Annotated in this window: 15 protein-coding genes; 10 read left to right on the forward strand and 5 right to left on the reverse strand. The window is 59.3% G+C overall.

Translation table 11 applies throughout. The annotated features are described in order from the left end of the window. The first annotated feature begins 282 nt into the window (after positions 1-282). Positions 283-2,694 (forward strand): ferrous iron transport protein B, encoded by a 2,412-nt coding sequence (gene feoB, locus ACTNA2_RS05845; protein ID WP_441042017.1) that lies wholly within the window; start codon positions 283-285, stop codon positions 2,692-2,694. A gap of 123 nt (positions 2,695-2,817) precedes the next feature. Beyond that, on the forward strand, positions 2,818-4,014 hold the full coding sequence (locus tag ACTNA2_RS05850) for an MFS transporter (RefSeq protein WP_441048864.1): 1,197 nt from the start codon (positions 2,818-2,820) through the stop codon (positions 4,012-4,014). A 220-nt stretch (positions 4,015-4,234) separates the two neighbouring features. Here ACTNA2_RS05850 and ACTNA2_RS05855 read toward each other — a convergent pair whose 3' ends face one another. Genes ACTNA2_RS05855 through ACTNA2_RS05870 form a run of 4 tightly spaced genes read right to left on the reverse strand, consistent with a single transcriptional unit; the run spans position 4,235 to position 11,407 of the window. Next, complete coding sequence (locus ACTNA2_RS05855; protein WP_441048865.1) at positions 4,235-4,603, reverse strand: DUF6985 domain-containing protein; 369 nt, start codon at positions 4,601-4,603, stop codon at positions 4,235-4,237. Beyond that, positions 4,596-5,300, reverse strand: a complete 705-nt coding sequence (locus ACTNA2_RS05860; protein WP_441048866.1) for an HNH endonuclease signature motif containing protein — start codon at positions 5,298-5,300, stop codon at positions 4,596-4,598. Before ACTNA2_RS05860 ends, ACTNA2_RS05855 begins: the two co-directional genes overlap by 8 nt. Continuing rightward, positions 5,300-8,815: an ATP-binding protein gene (locus ACTNA2_RS05865; protein ID WP_441048867.1), complete on the reverse strand. Its 3,516-nt coding sequence runs from the start codon at positions 8,813-8,815 to the stop codon at positions 5,300-5,302. Before ACTNA2_RS05865 ends, ACTNA2_RS05860 begins: the two co-directional genes overlap by 1 nt. Before the next feature lie 9 nt (positions 8,816-8,824). Further along, positions 8,825-11,407: a dynamin family protein gene (locus ACTNA2_RS05870; RefSeq protein ID WP_441048868.1), complete on the reverse strand. Its 2,583-nt coding sequence runs from the start codon at positions 11,405-11,407 to the stop codon at positions 8,825-8,827. Positions 11,408-11,693: 286 nt separating this feature from the next. On the opposite strand from ACTNA2_RS05870, the gene ACTNA2_RS05875 reads away from it, so the two are divergent. Continuing rightward, the gene (locus tag ACTNA2_RS05875) at positions 11,694-13,070 is read left to right on the forward strand and encodes an alpha-amylase family glycosyl hydrolase (RefSeq protein ID WP_441048869.1); all 1,377 of its coding nucleotides are present in this window, start codon (positions 11,694-11,696) and stop codon (positions 13,068-13,070) included. 3 nt (positions 13,071-13,073) lie between these two features. Further along, on the forward strand, positions 13,074-13,637 hold the full coding sequence (locus ACTNA2_RS05880) for a uracil-DNA glycosylase family protein (protein ID WP_427718419.1): 564 nt from the start codon (positions 13,074-13,076) through the stop codon (positions 13,635-13,637). Position 13,638: 1 nt separating this feature from the next. Here ACTNA2_RS05880 and ACTNA2_RS05885 read toward each other — a convergent pair whose 3' ends face one another. After that, entirely contained in the window at positions 13,639-14,298 is a 660-nt protein-coding gene (locus ACTNA2_RS05885) for a hypothetical protein (protein WP_441048870.1), read from the reverse strand. Positions 14,299-14,391: 93 nt separating this feature from the next. Here ACTNA2_RS05885 and ACTNA2_RS05890 point away from each other — a divergent pair, with 93 nt between their 5' ends. The 6 genes from ACTNA2_RS05890 to ACTNA2_RS05915 all read left to right on the forward strand — a co-directional run bounded on the left by ACTNA2_RS05890 (position 14,392) and on the right by ACTNA2_RS05915 (position 26,736). After that, entirely contained in the window at positions 14,392-15,528 is a 1,137-nt protein-coding gene (locus tag ACTNA2_RS05890) for a pyridoxal phosphate-dependent aminotransferase (protein ID WP_441048871.1), read from the forward strand. A gap of 505 nt (positions 15,529-16,033) precedes the next feature. Beyond that, entirely contained in the window at positions 16,034-16,555 is a 522-nt protein-coding gene (rplJ, locus tag ACTNA2_RS05895) for a 50S ribosomal protein L10 (RefSeq protein ID WP_117646079.1), read from the forward strand. A 102-nt stretch (positions 16,556-16,657) separates the two neighbouring features. Next, complete coding sequence (gene rplL, locus ACTNA2_RS05900; RefSeq protein WP_154514707.1) at positions 16,658-17,035, forward strand: 50S ribosomal protein L7/L12; 378 nt, start codon at positions 16,658-16,660, stop codon at positions 17,033-17,035. Between the two features lie 311 nt (positions 17,036-17,346). After that, on the forward strand, positions 17,347-18,255 hold the full coding sequence (locus ACTNA2_RS05905) for a UTP--glucose-1-phosphate uridylyltransferase (protein ID WP_154514705.1): 909 nt from the start codon (positions 17,347-17,349) through the stop codon (positions 18,253-18,255). Positions 18,256-18,825: 570 nt separating this feature from the next. Continuing rightward, positions 18,826-22,254 carry a DNA-directed RNA polymerase subunit beta gene (gene rpoB, locus ACTNA2_RS05910; protein WP_427796029.1) on the forward strand — a complete coding sequence of 1,143 codons (3,429 nt, stop codon included), beginning with the start codon at positions 18,826-18,828 and terminating at the stop codon, positions 22,252-22,254. A gap of 6 nt (positions 22,255-22,260) precedes the next feature. Continuing rightward, positions 22,261-26,736: a DNA-directed RNA polymerase subunit beta' gene (locus ACTNA2_RS05915; protein ID WP_370450532.1), complete on the forward strand. Its 4,476-nt coding sequence runs from the start codon at positions 22,261-22,263 to the stop codon at positions 26,734-26,736. The last annotated feature ends 80 nt before the right edge of the window (positions 26,737-26,816 follow it).

Here is a 26,816-nt window from a genome sequence, read left to right on the forward strand (position 1 = left end):
GCCCATCCCGTTTTAGCGTTTCGGAGTGGGATGCAGTTTCCCCAGGAGCCCCCATCGGGAAACTGCATCCCGGAATTCGCCTGAATAGTGGGGTGCGGTTTCCGAAAGGGTGCCGTCTGGGAAACCGTGTCCCGGAATCCCCTCCCGCGCCTGGTTGTTCCGCATCGCATCTATTGGGCAAAGCGATCTGTCCCCATTGCAACAATCTGTTGATTGAACGTCGCTGTATGTTCGCGCTATCATGCATGGTTAAAATTGGTTAGCCATGGCAAACGGTTAGCAATGGTGAACATAAATGCAACGCCCTGTGGGCGTCGGGGGAGGAACACGGACGTGAAGCTCGATACACTCGAGATTGGGAAGGACGCCGTTGTCGCATCGGTGGCATCGGACGATCAGGCACTCCGACAGCATATTTTGGACATGGGCTTAACGCCGGGCACCGAAGTCACCATGATGAAGTACGCCCCCATGGGCGACCCGCTCGAGATTCGCCTGCGTGGCTACGAGTTGACGCTGCGCAAAGACGATGCTGCTCGCATTGAGCTCGTGGGTATTCACGACACCGATACGAGCCCGCGCGTTAACGCCGCAATCGGCACGACGGAGCACCCGGCGCTCGGTGAGGGGACGTATTCGCCCCGCGCGGCAAAAACGGCCGTGCCCGAGGGCGCGCCGCTGCACTTTGCCCTCGCCGGCAACCAAAATTGCGGTAAGACCACGCTGTTCAACCAGCTGACGGGTTCCAACCAACATGTTGGTAACTTTCCCGGCGTGACGGTCGACCGCAAGGACGGTACTGTCCGTAACCACCCCGAGGCGAGCGTTACCGACCTGCCCGGTATTTATTCGTTGTCGCCGTACACGGGCGAGGAGATTGTCAGCCGTCAATTCATCCTTGACGAGCATCCCGACGCCATCATCGACATCATCGATGCCACCAATATCGAGCGCAACCTCTACCTGACGCTGCAGCTTATGGAGCTCGACTGCCCCATGGTCATCGCGCTCAACATGATGGACGAGGTGACGGCCAACGGCGGCGCCGTGGACGTCAACCTGCTCGAGAGCCTGTTGGGCGTGCCTGTTGTCCCCATTAGCGCTGCCCGCAACGAGGGTATCGGCGAGCTGGTGGATCACGCTCTGCATGTGGCGCGGTTCCGCGAGCGCCCGGGTCGCCTGGACTTCTGCGCGCCCGATGGCCCGGACGGCGGTGCGCTGCATCGCTGCATCCACGGCATTGCCAACCTGATCGAGGACCATGCCGTGACGGCCCGCATTCCGGTGCGTTTTGCGGCGACCAAGCTGGTTGAGGGCGACGAGCTGGTGACCGAGGCACTTCACCTGGATCGCAACGAACTTGACGCTATCGAGCACATCATTACCCAGATGGAGGGCGAGGCTGGCACCGACCGCCTGTCCGCGCTGGCCGATATGCGCTTTAGCTTTATCGGCGACGTGTGCGGGCGCTGCGTGGTGAAGCCGCACGAGAGCCGCGAGCACGTGCGCTCCGTTAAGATCGACCGCATCCTGACGGGTCGCTACACGGCCATCCCGGCGTTTCTGGTGATCATGGGCCTCGTCTTTTGGCTGACGTTTGGCGTGATCGGCGCGGCGTTGCAGGGACTTATGGAGGACGGCATCGCTGTCATCATCGCCTCGGCCGATGCGGGTCTCAAGGCGTTCGGAACCAACGACGTGGTGCGCTCGCTGGCTGTCGACGGCGTGCTTACGGGCGTGGGCAGCGTGCTGACCTTCCTGCCGATTATCGTCGTGCTCTTCTTGTTCCTCTCCATTCTGGAAGACTCCGGCTACATGGCGCGCGTGGCCTTTGTCATGGATAAGGTGCTGCGTCGCTTTGGCCTGTCGGGCCGCAGCTTTGTGCCCATGCTCGTCGGTTTTGGCTGCACCGTGCCGGCTATCATGTCGACCCGTACACTCCCATCCGAGCATGATCGCAAGATGACGGTCATGCTCACACCGTTCATGAGCTGCTCGGCCAAGTTGCCGGTTTACGGCTTGCTGTGCGGAGCATTCTTCCCGCAGGCGACGGTCCCAGCCATGGTCTCGCTCTATCTGATTGGCATTGCGGTCGGTTGCATCGCGGCTTTGGTGCTCAACCGCACGGCATTTAAGGGCGACCCGGTGCCGTTTATCATGGAGCTTCCCAATTACCGCCTGCCGAGCATCAAGACGACGGTGATGCTGGCGTGGGATAAGGCCAAGGACTTTATTACCAAGGCCTTTACCATCATCTTTGCCGCCACTGTGGTCATCTGGTTCCTCCAGACGTTTGACATCCGCTTTAATGTGGTCGCCGATCAGTCGCAGAGTCTACTTGCCGGTCTGGGTAGCATCATCGCGCCGGCGTTGGCGCCGCTTGGCTTTGGCGACTGGCGTGCATCCACGGCGCTCGTCACCGGACTTATCGCCAAGGAGAGCGTCATCTCGACCCTCACCGTGCTTTTGGATGCAACGTCACCCGCGGCGCTGTCGACCATGTTTTCGCCGTTTACCGCCTACGTGTTCTTGGTCTTTACGCTGCTGTACCCGCCCTGCGTGGCGGCAATCGGTGCCGTCAAGAGCGAGTTGGGCGCGCGCTATGCCGTTGCCGTGTTCGCGTTTCAGGTGACGGTCGCCTGGATCGTGGCGTTTGTCGTGCATTCGGCGGGCATATTGCTGGGGTTGGCTTAGCTATTTATTGACGGCGCAACCTCTGTGTATTGAGTTGATTGCGGCCCCGCATCTGTGCTGACGGATGCGGGGCCGTTGCTATATAATCGCCCACCGCCCAAGACAATCGGAGAGGTTTCCTACATGACTCAGGCAAGACAAGATGGCATCTCGCTCAAGCAGTGGCTCCCGCTTATCGGGCTCGCCTGCTGCGCGTTCGTGTTCAACACATCGGAGTTCATGCCCATCGGCCTTCTGACTGATATCGCCGCGTCGTTCTCGCTCACCGAGGCCCAGGCAGGCATCATGATTTCGGTCTACGCCTGGGGCGTCATGCTGCTGTCGCTGCCGCTTATGGTGTTTGCCTCGCGCTTTGAGTTCAAGCGTATGCTGCTCGGCGTGCTCGCCGTGTTCTCTCTGGGTCAGTTCCTGTCCGCCGTGGCGCCCACCTATCCTATTTTAGTCTGCGCACGCCTGGTGGTCGCTTGCGCACATGCCGTGTTCTGGTCGGTCGCCTCGATTATGGCCTCGCGCCTGGTCGACGCCCGTCACGGGGCGCTCGCCATCAGCATGATCGCCACGGGCTCGTCCATCGCACAGATCTTTGGCCTGCCGATCGGCCGCGCCATCGGCCTGGCCGTGGGCTGGCGCATGACGTTTGCCGTGGTCGGGGCCTTTTCTGCCGCCGCGGTGGTGTACCAGGCCGCGGTGTTCCCGGCCATGCCGGCGGGAGAGCGCTTTGCCGTCAAACAGCTGCCCGAGCTGCTCAAGAGCCCGTTCCTCATCGCGCTCTACGCGGTCACGGTTTTTATGGCGACCGGCTATTACACAGGCTACAGCTATATCGAGCCCTTCCTGGCGCAGGTCGCGCACGTCGACGCGGGCGCCATTACCATGACGCTGACGGCGTTTGGCTGCTCCGGTCTGGTGGGCAGCTGGCTGTTTGGCCGCCTGTTCGACGGGCACCGCTTCCCGTTTTTGGCTATCACGCTCTCCGGCGTGCCAGCGGCCCTGCTGCTCATAGGTTCGGCCGCATCGTCGCTCGCAGCAGTGCTTGCCGTCTGCGTGCTGTGGGGCTGCTGCGCCACGGCCTTTAACGTGGCATTCCAGGCCGAGCTTATCAAGTACACGCCCGCGGATTCGTCGGCTGTCGCCATGTCGATCTTCTCGGGCCTGTTTAATCTGGGTATCGGCACGGGCACCGCGATCGGCGGCGCCGTGGTTTCGGGCCCCGGTATCGCCTGGATCGGCTTCGTGGGCGGGGCGATTGCCGTCGTGGGCGTCATCCTCGCCATCACGGTGATGTTCCCAGCTATCCGCCGCGCCAAGCCCGTCGCCTAATCACGTTTCCTCATCAGTTGCGGTGGAATACGGACTGCTGGGCCCAATAAACCAGGCAAACAGTCCCTATTTCACCGCAACTTAGAAAGGGGCTGGGGTAGCTAATTTGGGACGGGGCTATTTTAGCTACCTCGCGGAGCATACGTAAAAGAGGCCGAGGCCGCTCCGGTATGTACTGGAGTGGCCTCGGTTTTCGTTTTTCTGTCTGCGTATGATCGACCTAGAGCTCGTCTTGGGGGACGACGGCTGTAAGTTTTTCGTTCTCAAATACCGCAGCAAGTCCGTGTTCGGGGTCAAAGCGATAGTTGCACATGAGCGCTGCTTTGCGAGCATCATCGCTTCGAAGTACCACGATGCTGGCCGGAATAACGTATCTAAAGATGTTTGTAATGGGGCCCTCAATCTGATCGCCGTCTCTTTCGAGACAATAATCTTCGATCGCTTCCTTGCTGTCCTCAACGATATCCCAGCTTGCAAGCAGGGCGTCCTTTGCTTCCTTTTGAATGTCGAGGACGCCTTGGTCCGAGTCGCACTCGTAATAGACGGGGAGCGAGAAATCCCTGCCCCACAGATTTATGCTGTTAGTCATCGAAGCCGCCAATCTGATTCAGTATATTTTTGATTTCGCTTACGCCGCCGAGATGCCTGCATACGTCGTGAACTTCGGTCGGAACAAGGTAGCACGTTTTCATGTCATTGTGCTCGTGCCAGGTGTACCCGTTTGCCACGCGCCATTTTTTGACGTCTTTATTGGTCCAGTCTTCTTTGCCATCGCGTTGCTCAAGGTTCCAAGCTTTTGCGCATTCAATGTCTGCCTTTTCATAGTTGCCGACAATGCGCTCGCCGTTCTCGCCAATCTGCGAAAGCCTATGCTGGCTCATGCCTTGTATGGTTACTTTCGCCTCAGAGATAGGGTTGAAGTCAGGAATTCCATCCCTGTAATTGATGCCCTCAAGACCTTTGTTTCGAAGAATCTCGCAAACCCTATCGACTGTGGGAACAAACATCGACTCCCCTCGATCGCCCGACCATTTGCCATTGGGATTCTCCATGGTCGGTGTACGGTCCAGCCGTTCCTCATAAGTAGAAGGGTAGTCACACGATTCCACTGAGGATTCAATCAATTTGTCAGGATTGATGTGGTCCGCTCGGTCGATATCGCTAACTTCTGTTTTGGTTTCCTTTGATTCGGGGCCAATGAGTTTATCGGGATTGAACCCAAGTTTATCGCCTGGTTTGGGTTCGTCGATTTTCATTTGCGTGAACTCCATTAGCTTAAATGTCATTAGCTCACCTCGCTATTCTCGTTCCAGTTGTGCCAATCGGAATATGCTTGGGTATCTTGCATTTGCAGACACAAGACATCGGTCATGATGCCCTGAATGATGACCTGCCTGGTGCGGCTGTCGATATCGCGGTTGATGGAAGCCCCGAGCGCCGCTTCTGCCGCTCTTGTCAATTGCTCGGCTTCATTGCTGCTCTTGAGCTCACGTTCGACCGTTTTGACGACATCGGGGAACAGCGCGCTCATAATGGGCGCCAGCTTGGTCATGTGCGGTTCGTTGGGCGGGTTTTGAGCGGTGCGCAGAATACTGACCTTTGTGGATGAGCCGATATGGAGGCGATCGAGCCGTTCGCGAATGCTATGCAGCTCCGCCTCGGTTCCAATGCTGATGCCGTATGCCAACATACGCGCTACGGAAAGAGCGTCATCGTGTTGGTTGTCTGTGGTGTCTTCGATGGGGCGGCTGTACGTAAAGTGCTCGCCATCCTCTGCTTTGGCGATCTTGCAGAGCACCGGCTCAACCCAATCGTTTTGGTAAATGGCCGCAACGCCCTTAGGCAAGCGTGCCAGCTCGACGATCTGTTGGTCGTTGAGGTTGGCAGCGCGACCGGCGAGCTCGCGGTCCGAAAGATCGGGCAGGCGATGGATGATCTTGGTATTTGTGTTGCGAATGGCTGCCATATCGAGAAGGCCGGGCGCCTGGTCGGCGATGATGAAGCCTTCGCCGTATGTGCGCATCTCGGCGATGGCATTTGAGATCATCTCGACGCTCTTGCCTGTCAGGTCGCCGCTCTCCGAGCCTTGGTTGCTCGACGATCGCTTAAGCAGGTTGTGCGCCTCTTCAAGCACGGTCAGATGGCGAAGCGGCTGGTTCATGCCCTTTTTCTCGGCCATGCGATGTTCTTGAAGTTTGAGTACAAGAAGACCCATGAGTAGGGATTTTGTTTCGGCGGAGCCAATGCGCGATAGATCGATGACTGTGTTGGCGTCAAAAAGCACGCTAGCATCGACTTCGTTCGACGAAAGCATCATGCCGTTGAGCCCGTTGGTGAGCGAGTTGAGACGCGTGAGCAGCGACCCCTTGTAGGCGCCTTTATTTTCGGCATCGTACTCGCTGGAGTCGAGAATCTCGCGGACGTTGCGGGCAACATCTGCAAAGCAGGGAAAGAGATCGGCTCCATACGGGTTATCAGAAGCGGCAAGATCCCATCCGCAGTCTTCGTATGACCTGGCGACAGCGTCTTTAAGGACGGCGGGCATGGCGGCGTACATGGGCCAGCAAACATTAAAGATCTCAACGAGTCGGTCGAGGTGCTCCAGCACATGGATGCCGGACGGGAAGCTAAAAGGATTGATGCGCAGGAGCGGTGTGAATTCTGGATTGGTTCCAAAGACGTTTACGTCTTCGCGGCCCCCGTACACGTCCTTGTATTCGCCCTTGGCAGGTTCAATGACAAGAAAGTTGACCTGCTGATCGAGCGCCTGATCGAGGATGCGGCAGACGGTATTGGTCTTTCCTGCGCCGGTGCTGCCCGTAACAAAGGTGTGCGAGGCAAGTGAGTCTTTTGACAGGAACGTCCTAATGCGCTCCTCGCGATGCATATGGAAAACCTTGCCTATGCAAAGGCCTTGTTGGGGCTGCGTGCCATCGAACGTTGAGACATTGCGTCCAAAAGAGGCACACTCGATAACGGGCAGCCCTGGGACGGATTTCTTGGGAAAGTTGAGCGAGTAGGCAAGCTCTTTGCCCGAAAGGGCGGTCGTTGCATCGACTGTTGCTGGGTAAACCGAAAAACTTGGATGTTGATCGAGCAGGGCGGGGGAGAGGGCAAAAGCAGGGTGGCGCAAATCGCGAAGGTAGGAACAGACTGCCACAGCGTCGGCGCTTTGCTCACCGAGGTCTCCGCGCCAGAGGTTTACCGCAGCCTGAGACATATAGGACTCTTTGCCCTGGGTGAGGGCGAGGTAGGTGTGGGCAACGTTATTCGCGACGTTGTGGTCTTCTGACAGCACGTAGGCGCAAAAGTCCCACATGCCGAGTGCCGAGGCGAGGTCGTAGCGTTTCATTTGCAACTCGAGGATTTCGAGCGCGTGTTGGATGGAGTAATTCTTGAACGTCTGTGTGATGCCTTCGTCGGCGCCGATGGTCGCGGTGACCGTGCTTGAGCGCGCGAATGATCCGCCAAAGTTGGCGCCAAGATTTACGGCCTGCGAAACGCCGGAAGTTACGGACGCTCCCTTAGAGACAGCCTTGCCAACGCCGCTGGTAACGGCTTTGCCGAGCGAGTTTGATATGGCTTTGCCGGTAGATGAACTTGTGCCTTTAGACGTAGATGTAGAGTGTGACGAGCCCTCGGTATGGCTTGCGGATACGCCGAGATTGCCGCCGCTGTATACGCCTGCGGATGCGCCGAGATTGCCGCCGCCGTATACGCCTGCGGATGCGCCTGCGCCTACACCTAGGCTTACGCTCCCGCTCGAGGATTCATTTCTGCCGTCGGTGACCGTATCCGTGATGCTTTCGGTCGATGTGGACGAGTCGGTTACGCTCTCGTTGCTCGATTCAGAGGTCGACTCGTTTGTCGAGTCCGTTTCGTTGTAGTTTTGAGCAACAGCCTGATTGCTCCCCACCTGCCTGCCGGCACTCACGCCTGCATTGATGCCAACCGTCGCGGACGATCCGATGGAGTCGTTTTGGTGGTAGGTATAGTTGGTCGTCCATGAGGCATAGGGCGTCAGCAGTGAGTGAAGTTCGGCGAGACGGAGTTTGCGCGATTCGATATCATGGATCGGGGTTGCGAGCAGCACGATAGTGTAGTCTTCGCTCGGCCTGCCAGGCACAATGCCGTCAAGAACTTTTTCAATGGTTTGCGTGACGAACTTCTCGTTCTTTTCGGCCGGAATATTCGAAACGGCGGCAACCGAAGACGAGCGTCGATTGTCTAGACACGGAATGGGGCCTCGGTTGGCGGGTCCCACTTCGGAACCGGGGAAGTTGCCCCTCAAGGCATCCGACATGCGCCGGGAAAAATTATCGGCGTCGATGTTGTCGCGGGCATTGTCGCTGTTGACGACTGCAAGGAATACCTCGGTACTTGCGCTGGTTCGATTAAAAACCAGCGCAATGTTGCAATCTTCGTCAGAGAGAACGTCGTACACATTTACGAGCTTCTCGAGACTGTCCTCGTTGGGGTCGACGACCCACTTCGTGATATTCATGAAGCGGATGTTGTTGTCGGCGTTAAAGCCCGTGGGGTATTCAATAGAGGGGTCAATCGGCGCGTATACATTTCGTAGCTGCGGCAGATAGGCGTTGTGAAGCTCAACGGCGGCAGTTGCCAAGAGCCGATTGGTGAGCTCGATAGCTTGCTCGTCTGCCGGATTCGGCTTTTCTGACAAGTATGCTGTTCGCTTTTTGTCGACCTCATCGAGTTGGGAGCTGCTGAGTACCGAGACGGTTGCGACCGCGTTGCCGGCTTTATCGGCAGCGCGCATAATCGCGTTTTTGATGCCCATGCGATCAGCCTATTCCTTCCAATTAATGACGCGCGCAATGTACTCTTTTCGATTATTGAGCGCCTCGAGTTTTGCCTCGAGAGCGTTGATCTCCGCGGTTTGCCTGTTGATGTCTTCGACATGGCCATGGAGCACCGGGTTGTAGTCGGTGATATTGCTCGTAATTTGGCCGAGCAGCTCGTTGAGCCATTCGGTAAAGCCGTAGGTATGCTCGCGCTCTGTTTCGGCGCGTGCTTCGCAGAAACACCGTGAGATTTCGCGGTTGAATTTGTCTTCGACTTTCCTAAGCAAAAGCTTGTCAGATTTAAAGATGACACGGTCCATGAGCTTCAGTTCGGTAAAGTCTGCCTTGCTGAAAATGGGACCCTTTGTCTTATTGAGCGCGAGGCCACGATATTTAAGAATGATATCGCCGACCTCTCGGCGCTTCTCTTCGGAAAGAGGATTGTCGCTGCTGGTAGCGATGCGATAGAGGGCATCGCGGCTATGCTCCGCACAATCCTTCCAATAGCTTTGCGACAGCTCATCGATGGTCCGAGCTATTTGCTCGGCACATTCGTCATAGTGATTGATGACCTCGTTAAAGAGCTGGTCGGCGGCATCTTTGTCGGCTGTTCTTTCGGCAGCCTTTGCGTCGGATCTTTTTTGGAGCGCATCGGTGATGTCATCACAAAGGCCTTTGCCAACCTCCGCTAACCCAAATGTTGGGTGAGAGCCGACGTCCTTTTGTGTGTTTGCCGGGCTTCCTTTTATCGAATCGCCGAGCCTATTGAAAAAGTTAGGGGCGATTGAGTCAAACGCTTGCGCGGCTGCGTTCGATCGTTTTGAGTATTCGAGGCGCTCTCGCTTGTCTTCGGTAATGGCGCCTTGACGTGCTTGAAGCGTGTCAAGGTTGGTTTTCCACTGCTCGGCGGAAACGTTCCTGTCGATGGCGTCGGCATAGCTGGCCGAGGAGTCCAGCCTTGCATGCTCTCTGCAGTCTTCGAGCTGGTTGATGAGATTGCGCTTATCCTCTTCGAGCTCGGCTTCTCGCTGTGCTTTCTTTTGTTCGAGGTCGGTTTTCTTATTGGCAATCTCTTCTTCGGTTATGCTGACAATATCTTGTAGGAGCGATTCCGATCTGCTGCATTTGTTATATGCGGAGTACCGCTCGGCAAACAGGCGTATCTCGTTTTCGATACAAAAGAGTCCGCTGTTGGCAAGAAGGAGGTCCTTGCAAGCCTCGGATTCGCGGTTGGTTCTGCGCGAGATCTGTCCTGGAAGGATGTCGTAGCGGTAGAGCGTTTTGTAGAAGCGGCTTGTCGGATCGGTGTATTTACGCTGCTGGTCTTCGAATTTTTCGGCATAGTTGTCGCTTATAAACTCGCTGGAGTTCTTTGAGCCTAGGCCGAGGATGGAAGAAACAAAGTAGATACCTTGCCCGTAAAGGCTGGCCGGAATGGACCAACGCATGATTTGCGAGACGGCTTCATCGTCGAATCCGCCTTTGGGAAGGTCGGCGGAATCTGCTTTGTTGACTACGATCATGGCAAAGCGTTCATCGATTGCGGGGATCTCCTTTATTTCGTTGGAGAGGTTCTCGTTGTCTTTCGTGTCGAGTGTGGTGTACTCGGCAACGAAAATGGGAAGACCGTTCGAGAGGCCTTCCATGGCTTGTTTGAGCACTCGGGCGTGATCGACGTTGGAGGCAGAGTTTGACCCCGGGGTGTCAAAGATGACAAACTCCCTGTCGTGAGGCCATGGATCGGTATCGCTAAAGGGCACTTCGATTCTGATCAGATCGGAGATGGTCCGGTCGTCTTCATCGGCATGGTATGAGTTAAGAACCTTGAGGACGCTGTTCATATGAGAGGCCATGCCGGGCATGGAGTCGGCGACTTTGGCCGCGATCTTGTCGTATAGGGGCTCCCCCACAAGCTCTTTGTTTTCCATGAGGCCATCAAGATCAAAGCGCAGCAAGAACCGCCTGTTGCCACAGGAGAATTGAACCATCGCGCGATCTCGGTCTTTTGAACGTTTGATTTGAAATATGCGGGCCGTTACAGGCTCGTCGCCGCTGGGAAGGATCTCCATGCCAATGAGGGCGTTGATGAGCGTCGATTTGCCTGCACTATAGTTGCCGAGCACACACAGCGGGATGATGTCGCTCGAGACATCGGTGAACTTCCTAATTTGCTCAGAGACTTTTGTTCGCTCGGAGACTGCTTCGTCTACAAGCCCCTGGATTTCTCTGAAGACTTCGACAATTTCCGGCAAGACGTCACGGGCGTTTGATAGATAGCGCTCGTCTCGTATGACCTCGTATGTGTTGGCACGTGGCCCTTCGGTGCAGATGGCGAGCAATTCCTGCCATTCGTCATCGGCGCCTTCGAAATGCAATTCAATTTTGTCGCCACCACCAAACTCTTTGGCGAGGATGTCGATGATCTCTTCGGCCTTAAAGGGGAAGAATCCGTTAACGATCTTCGTACTATGGAGTGCGCTGTTGGGGTTTGAGGAGGTCGTTATTTCTTGCCAGCCGTTATCCCATCGGTAGAACCGAACATTTTTTTGATATGGATTGCTGACGATCTTGATTTTAATGTCTGCCATCGTTCAACTACCTTTGTAGGTCAGGTGTGGGAATATGCTGCCTTCATCATAGGATAGCCACCCATGCGGACGCCTCTCTATTCGCTCAGCGGCATCTCAGCGGTGCCATTTATTTGGCAAGATCCTCGCCATCGCCGTGCTGTTTCCAGCCATCCGCCGCGCAAAGCCCGTCGCCTAATCACAACCTAGGAGAGGGTCGGGGTAGCTAAAACAGCCCCGTCCCAAATTAGCTATCCCGCCGGGCATACAATGGATGTCGTTGTGTTGAGCTTACCGGGAGGTTGCTATGTGGGCATACGAGACGACGTTCTATCAAATCTATCCGCTGGGCTTTTGTGGAGCTCCGCGCGAAAACGCCGCGCCCGTTGCCGAGGATGAGCTTGCCCAGGCTGCCAACGACGCGCCCAACCCCGATGCCCCCATCATGAAAATCGCCCAATGGGCCGACTACCTGCAAAAACTCGGTATTGGCGCTGTGCTCATCAACCCACCGCTCGAGTCCGATAGCCATGGCTACGACACGCGCAGCCTGCGCCACATCGACCGTCGCCTGGGTGGGGACGCCGACTTTGCCGCCGTGTGCGAGACACTGCATGCCCACGGCATCCGCGTGGTGCTCGACGCCGTCTTCAACCACGTCGGTCGCGGCTTTTGGGCCTTCCGCGATGTGCAGGAGCGCAAGTGGGACTCGCCCTACAAGGACTGGTTCCACATCAGCTTTGACGGCGACTCGTGCTACGGCGACGGCTTTTGGTACGAGGGCTGGGAAGGCCATTTTGAGCTCGTGAAGCTTAACCTGCAAAACCCCGCCGTGGTCGATTACCTGCTCGAGTCCGTGCGCCGCTGGGCCGATGTCTTTGGCGTCGACGGTCTGCGCCTGGACGTCGCCTATATGCTCGACCGCGACTTTATGCGCCGCCTGCACGCCTTTGCCCGTGAGCTCAAGCCCGACTTTGTGCTGATCGGCGAGACGCTCCACGGCGACTACAACCAGATCGTCAACGACGAGATGCTCGACTCCTGCACCAACTACGAGTGTTACAAGGGACTGTACTCCAGCTTTAACTCGATCAACATGTTCGAGATCGCCCACTCGCTGCACCGTCAGTTTGGCGGCGACCCGTGGTGCATCTACCGCGGCAAGCACCTGCTGTCGTTTGTCGACAACCACGACGTGCCGCGCCTGGCGAGCATCCTTACCGACAAGTCGTGCCTGCGTCCCGCCTATGGCATGCTCTTTGGCATGCCGGGCATCCCGTGCATCTACTATGGCAGCGAGTGGGGAATTGCTGGCGAAAAGGGCGTCCCCGATGGCGACTGGGCGCTGCGCCCTGCGCTCGATGAGCCTGCGCCCAACGAGCTGACGGCCTTCATCACACAGCTTGCGCACCTGCGCTCGGCCGACGACGCGGCGGCACGCGCCCTCAACTACGGTGCCTATCGCAACGTGGTGATCCAGAACAAGCAGCTGCTGTTCGAGCGCGCCTGCGACGACGCGACGGTGCTCGTGGCGGTCAATGCCGTGAACGAGCCTTATACCTTTGGAGCCGGCGAACTCAACGGCTCCTTCGTCGACCTACTTGCCGACGATGCACCCACGGTCGAGCTGACGGGTGCGCTTGAACTTGCGCCCTACGAGGTGCGCTATCTGTTGGGGGCCTAGGTCATGGCGGCGTCAGACGAGGGCTATCAACATATTGAGCATGGGTTTGAGCCCGTGTTTGACCAGCACTCGCGCGTTTTGGTGCTCGGGTCGTTTCCCTCGGTGCTTTCGCGCGCCAATGCCTTTTATTACGGCAACCCTCAGAATCGCTTTTGGCGCGTGATGGCCGCGTGCCTTGGTGTGCCTGTACCACCCAACGAGGGCGACCCTTTGGTGGGCGGCGAGCCCGCGACGCTCGACGCCTCTATTGCCGCCAAGCGATCCATGCTGTTGAACGGTGGTGTGGCCCTGTGGGATGTGGTCGAGAGCTGCGACATTAAGGGGTCGAGCGACGCGAGCATCAAAAACGTTGTGCCGGCATATATCGAACGCATCACTGGAGCTGCGCCCATCGAGCGGGTGGTATGCAACGGAGGTACGGCGGGGCGCCTCTATAAGCGCTATCTACAGGAGCGGACGGGTCTGTCCGCTGTCGTGTTGCCGTCAACTAGTCCCGCTAACGCGGCCTGGCGCCTGGAGCGGCTTGTCGAGCGCTGGCGCGAGGCAGTTGACTGGACCGCACGGTAATCTAGATCCTTGATTGAGCATGGGTGCCGAGGCGTTTGATGATGGCATGCCAGATTGGTGCGGGCACGGCGGGCTTGACGCGCACCATGCCGTCGACATCGACACTATCGGCATCGCCGCCGCCAAGCAGCTGCGCATGCTCTATGGAGCAGCCCATGCGCACGGCGCCTACAAGCTTATCCATCGCTTCGGAAAATGGCCGGCGTAAGAGGCCCATACGCGGGGAGTGGCGAAGCGCCGCAATACCGCTGCCGGCGCAGATGACAACGCCACCGCACCATGGCAGGTCGCGTAGAATACATGCCCGGTACAGGTGGTCGAGGACTTCGTCCGCCTGCTTGTTGTTTTTTGACAGGGCCTGGACGACGACATAGACGCGTGTCTCTGTATCCCCGAAGCGATCGAGTATCTGCTCGACAGCGATTATCGCCTCATCATCAAATGCATCATCAACAGCGAACACCATGCCATCGACTACACCGGCATCATCCGCCTCCAAATCGACCGAACGGGGGAGCGCGGTGCCGGAAAGCTGAGCATAGGCGGCGATGGCATCCTGCAGGTCCCAGAGTAAAAACTCAAGATCGGCGCTCTCGGGAATACTGGCATACGCAATGGTTTGCAGCGTTTTTGGTACATCGCTGCGTGCAGTCGTCTCCATGCCGCCTCCTTTCCGGTTGGTTTCCGTTTAGGTTACACCGTCTGGTGGCGCGCGGGCGCGCTATCCTAGTGCAACCCTTACGAAAGGAACGCCATGCGTCTACCCATGAATACCTCGCTTGCCACGCTCAAGCCCTCCGGCATTCGCCGGATCAACGCGCTCGCCGCCCAGCACCCGGGGTGCATTGCGCTCGCGCTTGGCGAGCCCGATTTTCCCACGCCCGATGTGATTAGCGCCAAGGTGACTGCATCGCTCGACCGCGGTGACACGCACTATCCGCCCAACAACGGCCGTCCCGCCCTGCGCGAGGCGCTGTCTACCTACATGGGAGACGCGGGCCTTACGTTTTCGGCCGATGAGATCATCCTAACCGACGGCGCGACCGAGGCCCTGTCGGCAACATTTATGGCCATGCTCAACCCCGGCGACGAGGTTATTATCCCCACGCCGGCCTTTGGCCTGTACGAGAGCATCGTCGTGGCCAATCACGCCAAAGCGGTCTTTTTGGATACGGAGCCCACGCAATTTCAGATTGACGAGGACGCGCTTCGCGCCTGCGTGACGCCGGCGACTAAGGCCATCGTCATCTGCACGCCCAACAATCCTACGGGCTGTATCCTCGACGCGGCATCGCTCGACGCCGTGGCACACGTGGCAGAGCAAGCGGGCATCTACGTAATCTGCGACGACGTATATAACCGCCTGGTCTATGTGGATGGCTATGAGCGCTTTGCCCAGCGCCACCCGGAGCTACGCGAGCAGACGGTGGTCATCGAGAGCTTCTCCAAGCCATGGGCTATGACCGGCTGGCGCTTGGGCTGGCTCGCAGCTGCAGCCCCCGTCATCGCCGAGATCGCAAAGGCCCACCAATACTTAGTATCGAGCGCCGTCTCCTTTGAGATGGACGCCGCAGCCCGAGCCCTGACCGTCGACCCAACCCCCATGCTCAAAGTCTACCGAGCCCGCCGCGAACGCGTGCTCGCAGCCTTAGACGCCATGGGCCTCGACGTAGTGGAACCAGCCGGCGCCTTCTACGCTTTCCCCAGCATCAAACAATTCGGCCTAACAAGCGAAGACTTCTGCATCAAAGCCATCAAAGAAGCCAACGTAGCCCTAGTCCCCGGAGACTGCTTCGGCACCGAAGGCCACATCCGCTTAAGCTACTGCGTCTCCGACCAAGATCTGGACGAAGGCCTCCGCCGCCTGTCCACCTTCATTTCGACTTTGTAGCCCTCAGGGATGCAACACATCAGCCCACCGACATAAGGATTGTGAGTGGGGCGCGTCGCTCAACGGGCACGAGGATTCGCAGCAAAGTTACCGCAGCTCCGGTCCGAGGGGGCCGGGTTGAGATTTTCGTAGATTCCGCACGAGCCGAAGGCCACTTAATGTGGCCTTCGTGCGAGCCAGGACTTGACCGAGCGAAAATCTCAACCCGGCCCCCTCGGACCGGAGCGTATGCAGGGTTTGTGTACGAATCCTCGCGCCCGTTGACCGACGCCGGGGTCCCCGCCATAATACTTTCGGTTCACGCACGAATCCGCTGCCAGAGACAGCCGGTGCAAACGGGCATTGCCCGCGAGCTCAATGGGATATCCCGCCAGCCGAGGTGGTCGAGTAGATATGTCTTCTCGCCCCCGTCGCTCATGCAGCGCGGGGGCTTTCTTTTTGGACATGCCCCCGTCACGTCCTTGTGGCGGACCGTGCCCGGAAAGAATTCGAGGAGGTGTAATTCATGCCCCAGCAGTACAAAATCGACAAGGTTGCAGAGATCGAGTCCCGTATCGCCGAGAATGCCGGTCTGTTCGTCGTCAACTACAACGGTCTGACGGTTAAGCAGGCTCAGGAGCTGCGTCATCAGCTTCGCGAGTGCGGCGCCGAGATGAAGGTCTACAAGAACAACCTGGTCAAGATCGCTCTCAAGAACCAGGAGCAGCCCGAGCTCGACGAGATCCTCGCCGGCCCCGTCGCTTATGTGTTCTACGAGACCGAGCCGGTCGAGGCCGCTAAGACCCTTAAGGACTTCTCCGCTAAGTCCAAGGGCGTCCTTGAGATCAAGGGCGGTATCTCCGACGGCAAGGCCGTTTCCGCTGATGATGTTAAGGCTATCGCCGAGCTGCCCACCAAGGACCAGCTTCTCGGCCAGATCGCCGGTCTCATCTCCGGTTTCGCTCGCGACATCGCTGTCTGCGTCAACGGCGTTTCCTCTGGTCTCGCTCGTTCGATCCAGCAGGTCTCCGAGCAGAAGGCAGCCTAGTCGCTGTTTTCACCCGCGGCGGCAACGCCGCACCCTTGGCGCATTCGCGCCGTGTTTTAACTGATCTCCGTGCACAGACACGGAAACCGAAAGGACTTAGAAATGGCTAAGCTTACCACCGATGAGATCATCGATGCTCTTAAGGAAATGACCCTTCTCGAGGCTTCCGAGCTCGTTAAGGCTATCGAGGACACCTTCGGCGTTTCCGCCGCTGCTCCTGCCGCTGTTGTCGCCGCTCCCGCTGCTGGCGCTGCTGAGGCCGAGGAGAAGACCGAGTTTGACGTCGTGCTCGAGGGCTTCGGCGACAACAAGATCCAGGTCATCAAGGCCGTCCGTGAGCTCACCAACCTTGGCCTGAAGGAGGCCAAGGAGGTCGTCGAGAGCGCTCCCAAGGCTGTTCTCGAGGGTGCCAAGAAGGAGGACGCCGAGGCTGCCAAGGAGAAGCTCGAGGCTGCTGGCGCTGCTGTCACCCTCAAGTAATCAGGCTTTCTCGCCAGATTTCTTTGCAGACGGGGTTCGCATTGCGAGCCCCGTCTTTTTTGTTTTGCCCCCTCATTCCCATTGCTCGGCACGCAGAACACCGCTGTCTTTGCCGTGCCAATCCCGTTACCGCTGGGGTATAAAATTGCACCATTCGAGCAATAATTTGCGTTGACCTGCTGAAGAATTGCGTTTGCCTTACGGCGACGTATGTCTCCGGCGGTAAGATAATTCCGTATCGCAATTTGGTCTGCGGCCGCCGTGTCGCACGCTTGGGGCGCTTTGCGCCTGCGAAAGGATCCTTGAATAATATGAAGGCAATCATCCCCGCCGCCGGTCTAGGCACGCGTTTTCTGCCTGGCACTAAGTGCACGCCCAAAGAGATGCTGCCGGTTCTCGACAAGCCGGTTATCCAGTATGTCGTTGAGGAGGCGCTCGCTCCCGAGGAGGTCGATGATGCTATCATCGTCACCTCTCCTGGCAAGCCCGAGCTGTTGAACTACTTCCAGCCCGATCGTTCGCTCGAGAACCTGCTGCGCGAGCGCGGCAAAGATGCATATGCCGATGCCGTTGCCCACGCAGGCGGCATGCCGGTCGACTTCCGTTATCAGTACGAGCCCAAGGGCCTCGGCCATGCCATTCGCTCGGCGGCCGATGCTGTGGCGGGGGAGAACTTCCTGGTTCTTCTGGGCGACTATGTTGTGCCCAACCATGACATTTGCGACAAGATGCTTGCCGTCTCCAAGGAGCATGGCGGCGCTTCGGTTATCGCTGTTGCCGCGTGTGCTCCCGAGGAGGTCAGCCGCTATGGCGTTATCGCCGGCGAGCGCGTGGGCTCCCTCGAGGGCGCCGAGGGCGTTGGCGATGCCGAGCCTGGCGCCGTGTGGCGTATCGGCGGCTTGGTGGAGAAGCCCGCTCCCGAGGCTGCGCCTTCTAACCTTTACATCGTCGGACGCTATCTGCTGAGCCCGCTGGTCATGGAGCTGCTTGCCGACCAGCAGGCCGGCAAGGGCGGCGAGATCCAGCTGACCGACGCCATGGCCCGTTCGCTCGACCGCGAGGCCATGTACGCCGTCGTCATTGACCCTCTGTCGGGCTACGACACCGGCACGCCTTCTGGCTGGATGGCCACCAACGCCCTTATGGCCGCAAGCGATCCTCGCTTTGCCGATGCCTTCTGGGATGCCATCGACGAGCGCGGCGGCTTGATGCGCAAGTAAGCCTTCGGGCATCGACATGTACGGGTGCGGACTTCGGTCTGCACCCGTTTTTATGCGCGCCGCGGCTTGGCTCCGGAAAGTGCGTCCCACAATTTGACTGAATTATGGGATGCGCTTTCCGGCTGAGGACCCTAGCGGAAAGCGCATCCCAGAATATCGACTCAGGACGGGATACAGTTTCCCAAACAGGGCTCAATCGGAAACTACGACCCAGTTTGAGGCCTCAAAACGGGACGCAGTCTCCGCCCGATCAGCCTTCGCCGCCATTCCGCCATTCAGCAACGCGCATCAGTAACTCTGTTCACAGAAAATATATGAACATATGTTCGATATAAGCACATCTACCTGCGTATTTTCTGTCGAAAAACTTTGCTACTCCAAAAACTCAATCGCGTCAAGGCTTTTCTTGCCCAACGGTCGGTACCTGATAAACTATTAGGTTGCGATAACTGGCGAAGCTATGCCTCGCCAACCCACCGAGCATTTCCGTGAAGGAGGAAAAACCTGGTGACCTACGCATACACTGCCACTGAGCGCAAGCGCGTCAGCTTCGGGAAAATCCCGGAGGCCATGGAGCTCCCCAACCTTATCTCTGTTCAAAGGGAATCCTTTGAGCGTTTTAAGGACGAGGGCCTTCGTGAGGCGTTTAAGGAATCCAGCCCCATCCAGAGCCAGAACCATGTTCTCGAGGTTACCTTCGGCGAGCATCAGTTTGGCGACCCCGCGCATACCGTCGAGGAGTGCCGCGAGAAGGATATGACCTATCAGGCTCCGCTTCTGACCGACGTCCGTCTCACCAACAAGGAGACTGGCGAGATCAAGGAGCAGCTCGTCTTTATGGGCGACTTCCCCATGATGACCGATCAGGGCACCTTCATCATCAACGGTACCGAGCGTATCGTCGTCTCGCAGCTCGTCCGTTCCCCGGGCGTGTACTTCAGCTCCGAGATGGATTCGGGCAAGCAGATCTACAAGGCTCAGATCATCCCGTCCCGCGGTGCTTGGCTTGAGTTTGAGGTCGATAAGCGCGACCAGCTCATGGTCTCCATCGACCGTAAGCGCAAGCAGAGCGCCACGATGTTCCTGCGCGCCCTTGGCATCGCCGTCACCAACGACGACATCATCGAGCTGCTCGGCAACTCCGATGTGATCAAGCGCACCCTCGAGCGCGATACCGCCCTTACCCGCGAGGATGCTCTTATCGAGATCTACCGTCGCCTGCGCCCGGGCGAGCCTCCCACCGTGGATGCTTCCCGCAGCCTGCTCGAGGGCCTGCTCTTCAACCCGCAGCGCTACGACCTGGCCCGCGTCGGTCGCTACAAGGTCAACAAGAAGCTCAACCTCACCACCGAGGAAGAGGTCACGGTGCTCACCGACGAGGATATCGTCGCTACGCTGCGCTACCTCCTGTCCCTCGCTGCCGGCGAGCAGGGCTTCAAGGTTGACGACATCGACCACTTTGGCAACCGCCGTATCCGCACCGTCGGCGAGCTCGTCGCCAACCAGTTCCGTATCGGCATGAGCCGTATGGAGCGCGTCGTCCGTGAGCGCATGAGCTCCCAGGACATCGACGAGATTACCCCGCAGTCGCTCATCAACATCCGCCCGATCGTGGCCTCCATCAAGGAGTTCTTCGGTTCCTCGCAGCTCTCGCAGTTCATGGACCAGGCGAACCCTCTGACCGGTCTGACCCACAAGCGCCGTCTGTCCGCACTCGGCCCTGGCGGTCTTGCCGGGCACAAGTCGGGCTCCAGCCGCCGCACCAACGTGCCGACGGCCGTCCGCGACGTTCACAACTCGCACTACAGCCGCATGTGCCCGATCGAGACCCCCGAAGGCCCCAACATCGGCCTGATCGGCTCGCTTGCCCTCTACGCCCGCGTCAACGAGTATGGCTTCATCGAGGCCCCGTTCCGCCGCGTCGAGAACGGCGTTGCCACCGACCAGATCGACTGGATGACCGCTGACGAGGAAGAGAAGCACGTTATCGCGCCGGCCAACACGCCGCTCGATCCCAAGACCAACGAGTTCATCACGACCGATGCCGAGGGCAAGATCGTCCGTCCGCATTCCGTGATCGCCCGTACCCGCGACTTCGACGGCTCCTTCGGCGCTCCCGCCGACGTGCCCGTCGAGGACGTCGACTACATGGACGTCTCGCCGCGCCAGATGCTCTCCGTCGCAGCCACGCTGATCCCGTTCCTCGAGCACGACGACGCTAAGCGTACGCTCATGGGCGCCAACATGCAGCGTCAGGCCGTGCCGCTGGTTCACCCCGCCGCTCCCTATGTCGGTACCGGCATGGAGCGTCGCGCCGCCCTGGACTCTGGCGAGGTCACCCTGGCCAAGAACGCCGGCGAGGTCATCTTTGCCGACGCCTCCAAGATTATCGTCAAGCATGCCGGCGGCATGGACGAGTATCACCTGGCCAAGTACCAGCGCTCCAACCAGTCCACCTGCATCAACCACCGCCCGCTCGTGCGCGTCGGCGACACCGTTGAGCAGGGTGAGCCTCTGGCCGACGGTCCTTCGACCGATCACGGCGAGCTCGCACTGGGCCAGAACCTCACCGTGGCCTACATGCCGTGGGAAGGCTTCAACTACGAGGACGGTATCGTCGTGTCCGAGCGCCTGGTGGCCGAGGACCTGCTGACGACCATCAACATCACCCGTCACGAGATCGACGCCCGCGATACCAAGCTCGGCCCCGAGGAGATCACTCGCGAGATCCCGAACCTCTCCGAGGACATGCTTGCCAACCTCGACGAGGACGGCATCATCCGCATCGGCGCTGAGGTCGGCCCTGGCGACATCCTGGTCGGCAAGGTTACCCCTAAGGGCGAGAGCGCTCTGACTGCCGAGGAGCGCCTGCTGCGCGCCATCTTCGGTGCCAAGGCTCATGACGTTCGCGACACTTCCCTTAAGATGCCTCACGGCGCTTACGGCCGCGTCATCGACGTCGTCCGCTTTAGCCGCGAGAACGGCGACGACCTGGCCCCCGGCGTCAACGAGCAGGTGCGCGTCTACGTCGCCCAGCGTCGTAAGATCCAGCAGGGCGATAAGATTGCCGGCCGCCACGGCAACAAGGGTGTTATCTGTAACGTTCTGCCGGTCGAGGACATGCCCTACATGGCTGACGGTACCCCGATCGACGTTATCCTCAACCCGCTGGGCGTTCCTTCGCGTATGAACGTCGGCCAGCTGCTCGAGTGCCACCTTGGCTGGGCTGCTGCCTGCGGTTGGGATACCGAGGATGCCGATTCCGACAAGTACGTCCCCGGTCCGTTCTTTACCGCGACGCCCGTCTTCGACGGCGCCAAGGAGGACGAGATCGCCGAGGTCATCCGTCGTGCCAACAAGAATATGCTCAACAAGGCCACCGCTGCCTTTGGCGATCACATGCGCCCCGAGTTTGTCACCCAGCTTGACGAGCGCGGAAAGACCCGCCTGTTTGACGGCCGCACCGGCGAGGAGTTCCGCGAGCCCATTACCGTGGGCACGTCCTACATCCTCAAGCTCGGTCACATGGTCGACGACAAGATCCACGCCCGTTCGACTGGCCCTTACAGCCTGGTTACCCAGCAGCCGCTGGGCGGCAAGGCCCAGTTCGGCGGCCAGCGCTTCGGCGAGATGGAAGTTTGGGCACTGTACGCATACGGTGCTTCCAACGTCCTGCAGGAGATCCTGACCGTCAAGTCCGACGATACCGTGGGCCGCGTCAAGACCTACGAGTCCATCGTCAAGGGCGAGAACGTCCCGGTTCCGGGTATCCCCGAGTCCTTCAAGGTTCTCGTCAAGGAGATCCGTTCCCTCGCACTGGACATCGAGCCCATGCACGATGCCGACGAGGACGCCTCCGCCCCCGTGACCGCCGAGGAGACCTCTGCCCTCGATGACCTGGCTGCGCTCGCCGGCGTTGACGCCGACGTCGAGGCCCAGGACGCCGAGACCGCCGAGGCACCCGAGGCTGTCGCCGCCACGACCACTGATAAGGAGTAGTTGACTGTGGCAGATTTCGAAGCTACTGAATTTGACTCGGTAAAGATCTCCCTTGCCTCCGCCGACCAGATCCGTTCCTGGTCGCACGGTGAGGTCAAGAAGCCGGAGACCATCAATTACCGTACCCTCAAGCCCGAGAAGGACGGCCTGTTCTGCGAGAAGATCTTCGGTCCCGCCAAGGACTGGGAGTGCTCCTGCGGCAAGTACAAGGGCATCCGCTTTAAGGGCATCGTCTGCGAGCGCTGCGGCGTCGAGGTCACCTCGGCCAAGGTGCGTCGCGACCGCATGGGCCATATCGAGCTCGCCGCTCCCGTGTCCCACATCTGGTACTTCAAGAGCCCCACGAGCTTCCCGATGAGCCGTATGCTCGACATCAAGTCCAAGGACCTCGAGAAGGTTCTGTACTTTGCCAGCTACATCATCACCGAGGTCGACTACGAGGCTCGCGAGGCCGACGCTGACGACCTGCGCGAGGAGCTCGCCGCCGATCTGGAAGAGATCGATGCCGAGTGCGCCCGCCAGATCGAGTCCCTCAAGGAGCAGGGCAACCCCGAGAACTTTGACGAGTTCTCCGACGAGGAGCCGCTGACCCCCGAGGAGATCGCCTCCGGCATCGTCGACATCGAGGAAGAGTGCAAGGACGAGAAGCAGCTCCGCACGGACGCCTTCAACGCCTTCATGAAGCTCACCGAGCGCGACCTCATCTCCGATGAGCCGCTGTTCCGCGAGATGACCCGTTACTACTCCATGTACTTCAAGGGTGGCATGGGTGCCGAGGCCGTCCGCGACCTGCTCGCTGCCATCGACCTCCCCTCCGAGGCCGAGAAGCTCAAGGCCATCATCGCCGACGAGGACTCTCAGAAGCAGAAGCGCGAGAAGGCCGTCAAGCGCCTCGAGGTCGTTGACGCCTTCCTGAAGGGCGGCAACAGCCCCGCGAACATGATTCTGGATGTCATCCCGGTCATTCCGCCCGATCTGCGCCCGATGGTCCAGCTCGACGGCGGCCGCTTCGCCGCGTCCGACCTCAACGACCTGTATCGTCGCGTGATCAACCGTAACAACCGACTCAAGCGCCTGCTCGACCTGGACGCCCCTGCAATCATCGTGAACAACGAGAAGCGCATGCTCCAGGAGTCCGTGGACGCCCTGTTCGACAACGGCCGCCGTGGGCGCCCGGTCTCTGGCCGTGGTGGTCGCCCGCTCAAGTCGCTCGCCGAGGCCCTCAAGGGCAAGCAGGGCCGTTTCCGCCAGAACCTGCTGGGCAAGCGTGTCGACTACTCTGGCCGTTCGGTTATCGTTACCGACCCCAAGCTGCTGCTGCACCAGTGCGGTCTGCCCAAGACCATGGCGCTGGAGCTCTTCAAGCCCTTCGTCATGAAGCGCCTGGTCGAGCTTGGCAAGGTCGAGAACATCAAGGGTGCCAAGCGCGCTATCGACCGCGGTGCCACCTTTGTGTGGGACATCCTCGAAGAGGTCATCGACGGCCGTGTCGTGCTGCTCAACCGTGCACCGACCCTGCACCGTCTGTCCATCCAGGCCTTTGAGCCGGTGCTGGTCGAGGGTAAGGCTATCCACCTGCACCCGCTGGTCTGCGCGCCCTTCAACGCCGACTTCGACGGCGACCAGATGTCTGTCCACGTGCCGCTGTCCAGCCAGGCTCAGGCCGAGGCCCGCGTGCTCATGCTCTCTGCGAACAACCTGCGCTCGCCGGCATCCGGCAAGCCGGTCAACATCCCCTCGCAGGACATGATCATTGGTGTGTACTACCTGACCCAGGTCCGCGACGGTCTGCCGGGCGAGAACCACGTGTTCTCGAGCTTCGACGACGCGCTGCACGCCTATGACTGCCGCTCCGAGGTCGACATGCAGGCCAAGATTCAGGTCCGCGTGTCCGCCGAGAACGCCAACGTCATCAACGAGGACGGCACCCGTATCTTCCGCGTCAAGAACGGCAAGAACGAGTTCGTCGACTACGATGTCACCGGTAACAAGACCGCACGCTTCGAGACGTCTATCGGCCGCATCATCTTCAACCGCCAGTGCCTGCCCGAAGACTACGAGTTCATGAACTACAAGATGGTCAAGGGCGATGTGGCCAAGCTGGTTGCCGACTGCTGCGATCGTTACCCCGAGGCCAAGGTCGGCCCGATCCTCGACTCTATCAAGTACTCCGGCTTCCACTACGCTACCCGCGCCGGCCTCACCATCTCGGTGTGGGACGCTCTCATCCCTGCCGAGAAGCAGGAGCTGCTCGACCGCGCCCAGGCCAACGTCGACCAGATCAACGAGTACTTCGAGGAGGGCTTCATCAACGAGACGGAGCGCCACATCGAAGTCGTTAACGAGTGGACCGCTTGTACCGATAAGGTCGCAGCGCTCATGCTCGACATGTTCGACGAGGAGAACCCGCTGTACATGATGGCCGACTCCGGCGCCCGTGGTTCTAAGACCCAGCTGCGTCAGCTCGGCGGCATGCGTGGCCTGATGGCAGATATGTCCGGCGAGACGATCGACCTTCCCATTAAGGCGAACTTCCGCGAGGGCCTGCTGCCGCTCGAGTACTTCATTTCGACCTACGGCGCCCGTAAGGGCCTGGTCGATACCGCATCCCACACCTCGGACTCTGGCTACCTGACCCGTCGTCTGGTCGACGTGGCCCAGGACGTCATCGTCCGCGAGGAGGACTGCGGTACGCACGAGGGCGTCACCTACAACCTCATCATCCCCGGCACCACCGACCTCAACACCGATCTTGTCGGCCGTTGCTTTATTGAGGACGTCGTGGCTCCCGATGGCACCGTGCTCTTTGAGCAGGACGGCTATATCGAGAAGGTCGCCGACATCCAGAAGATGGTCGATGCGGGCCTTAAGAAGGTCAAGCTTCGCGCGCTGCTCACCTGCCGCTCCAAGTACGGCGTGTGCCAGAAGTGCTACGGCTGGGATCTTTCCACCCGTCGTCCGGTCGCCATCGGTACCGCAGTCGGTATTATTGCCGCCCAGTCCATCGGCGAGCCCGGTACGCAGCTTACGATGCGTACCATTCACTCCGGCGGCGTCGCTGGCGTCGACGATATTACGCAGGGTCTGCCTACGGTCAGCCGTATGTTCGATATCGTCGGCAACGTCAACGAGAAGATCCTGGGTCGCGAGGCCGAGCTGGCTCCGTACTCCGGCCACCTCTCGATTAAGCCCGAGAAGTCCGAGTACGTGCTGACGCTCACCGACTCCGAGGATCACACCCGTGTCCTCGACGAGCGTCGCGTCCCCGCTTCGGTGCGCTTTATGCCCGAGATCGAGGACGGCTGCGAGGTTCGCGCCGGCGACCAGATCACCAAGGGCTTCGTCAACTTCCGCAACCTGCGCAAGCTGACCGACATCGAGTCGACGATGCACACCTTCGTCGAGAGCGTCAAGGACGTCTACACCAGCCAGGGCGTCGACCTGAACGACAAGCACATCGAGGTGCTCGCACGTCAGATGCTGCGTCGCGTTCAGATCACCAACCCCGGCGACTCCAAGTACCTGCTTGGTCAGTACGTCGACCGCTACGAGTTCGCCGACGAGGTCGAGCGCGTTGCCCGTCTGGGCGGTCAGGCTCCCGTGGCTGAGCCCGTCATCTTGGGTACGCTCAAGGTTGCGTCCAACATCGACTCCTGGCTGTCGAGCGCTTCGTTCATCCGCACCGCCGGCGTCCTTACCGAGGCCGCTATTGAGGGCAAGGTCGACCACCTGCTCGACCTTAAGTCCAACGTCATCGTCGGTAAGAAGATCCCGGCTGGTACCGGCCTCAAGCCGTACGCTAACGCCAAGCTGACGTATCGCACGGCCGACGGCTACGTGGACATCGATGGTCCGGCTTCGCCCAACGCCAAGTCGCTGCCCGAGTGGGCTCCCGTGGAGCTCAAGGACCTGGACGAGCGGCTCCCACAGCAGCTCGACTGGGCCGGCTACGACGAGTTTGGCGGTGCTGACGGTTCGTTCACCCGCAACGGCCACACCATCTCCGCCGAGAAGGCTCGCCTGTACCTGTTCGACGACCTGGGTGTGTCGCAGCGCTGGACCAACAAGTTCAGCGAGGTCGGCATCGAGACGGTCGGCGACCTGGTTGGCAAGTCCGAGGAGGATCTGCTGCGCATCGATGGCATCGGTGCCAAGGCGATCGAGGAGCTCCGTGACGGCCTCGAGGCCCACGACCTGCTCTACATCCTCGAGAACAACGACGACGTTGCCGACGAGGAAGACCTTTCGCAGCTGCTGCAGATGGTCTTTAGCCCCGACGGTCCGGACGACATCCTGCTGGGCACCTCCGCTCCGACGCATCACGCCGATGCCGACGAGGAGCTCCTGGGCGCCCCGATCGACGACAAGAAGGCTTCCGCCAACGGTGCCATCAACGAGGACATGGCTTCCCTCGACGAGCTGCTCAACCAGCTCGTGGACACCGACGATGCCGAAGAGGCCAAGGACAACGACGGGGAGTAATTTCCTAGTACGTTAACCGCCCTTCCAAAGACCCGCTCCCCAACAGGGGAGCGGGTCTTTTTTGTCGAGGAACGTTGCCC

This window comes from Collinsella sp. HCP28S3_E9, assembly GCF_052065455.1.
GTDB lineage: Bacteria > Actinomycetota > Coriobacteriia > Coriobacteriales > Coriobacteriaceae > Collinsella.

Bases quoted from the DNA above. Each gene is read 5' to 3' on its own strand.
- feoB (WP_441042017.1), top strand. From the start codon at position 283: ATGGTGAACATAAATGCAACGCCCTGTGGGCGTCGGGGGAGGAACACG.
- ACTNA2_RS05850 (WP_441048864.1), top strand. From the start codon at position 2,818: ATGACTCAGGCAAGACAAGATGGCATCTCGCTCAAGCAGTGGCTCCCG.
- ACTNA2_RS05855 (WP_441048865.1), bottom strand. From the start codon at position 4,603: ATGACTAACAGCATAAATCTGTGGGGCAGGGATTTCTCGCTCCCCGTC.
- ACTNA2_RS05860 (WP_441048866.1), bottom strand. From the start codon at position 5,300: ATGACATTTAAGCTAATGGAGTTCACGCAAATGAAAATCGACGAACCC.
- ACTNA2_RS05865 (WP_441048867.1), bottom strand. From the start codon at position 8,815: ATGGGCATCAAAAACGCGATTATGCGCGCTGCCGATAAAGCCGGCAAC.
- ACTNA2_RS05870 (WP_441048868.1), bottom strand. From the start codon at position 11,407: ATGGCAGACATTAAAATCAAGATCGTCAGCAATCCATATCAAAAAAAT.
- ACTNA2_RS05875 (WP_441048869.1), top strand. From the start codon at position 11,694: ATGTGGGCATACGAGACGACGTTCTATCAAATCTATCCGCTGGGCTTT.
- ACTNA2_RS05880 (WP_427718419.1), top strand. From the start codon at position 13,074: ATGGCGGCGTCAGACGAGGGCTATCAACATATTGAGCATGGGTTTGAG.
- ACTNA2_RS05885 (WP_441048870.1), bottom strand. From the start codon at position 14,298: ATGGAGACGACTGCACGCAGCGATGTACCAAAAACGCTGCAAACCATT.
- ACTNA2_RS05890 (WP_441048871.1), top strand. From the start codon at position 14,392: ATGCGTCTACCCATGAATACCTCGCTTGCCACGCTCAAGCCCTCCGGC.
- rplJ (WP_117646079.1), top strand. From the start codon at position 16,034: ATGCCCCAGCAGTACAAAATCGACAAGGTTGCAGAGATCGAGTCCCGT.
- rplL (WP_154514707.1), top strand. From the start codon at position 16,658: ATGGCTAAGCTTACCACCGATGAGATCATCGATGCTCTTAAGGAAATG.
- ACTNA2_RS05905 (WP_154514705.1), top strand. From the start codon at position 17,347: ATGAAGGCAATCATCCCCGCCGCCGGTCTAGGCACGCGTTTTCTGCCT.
- rpoB (WP_427796029.1), top strand. From the start codon at position 18,826: ATGGAGCTCCCCAACCTTATCTCTGTTCAAAGGGAATCCTTTGAGCGT.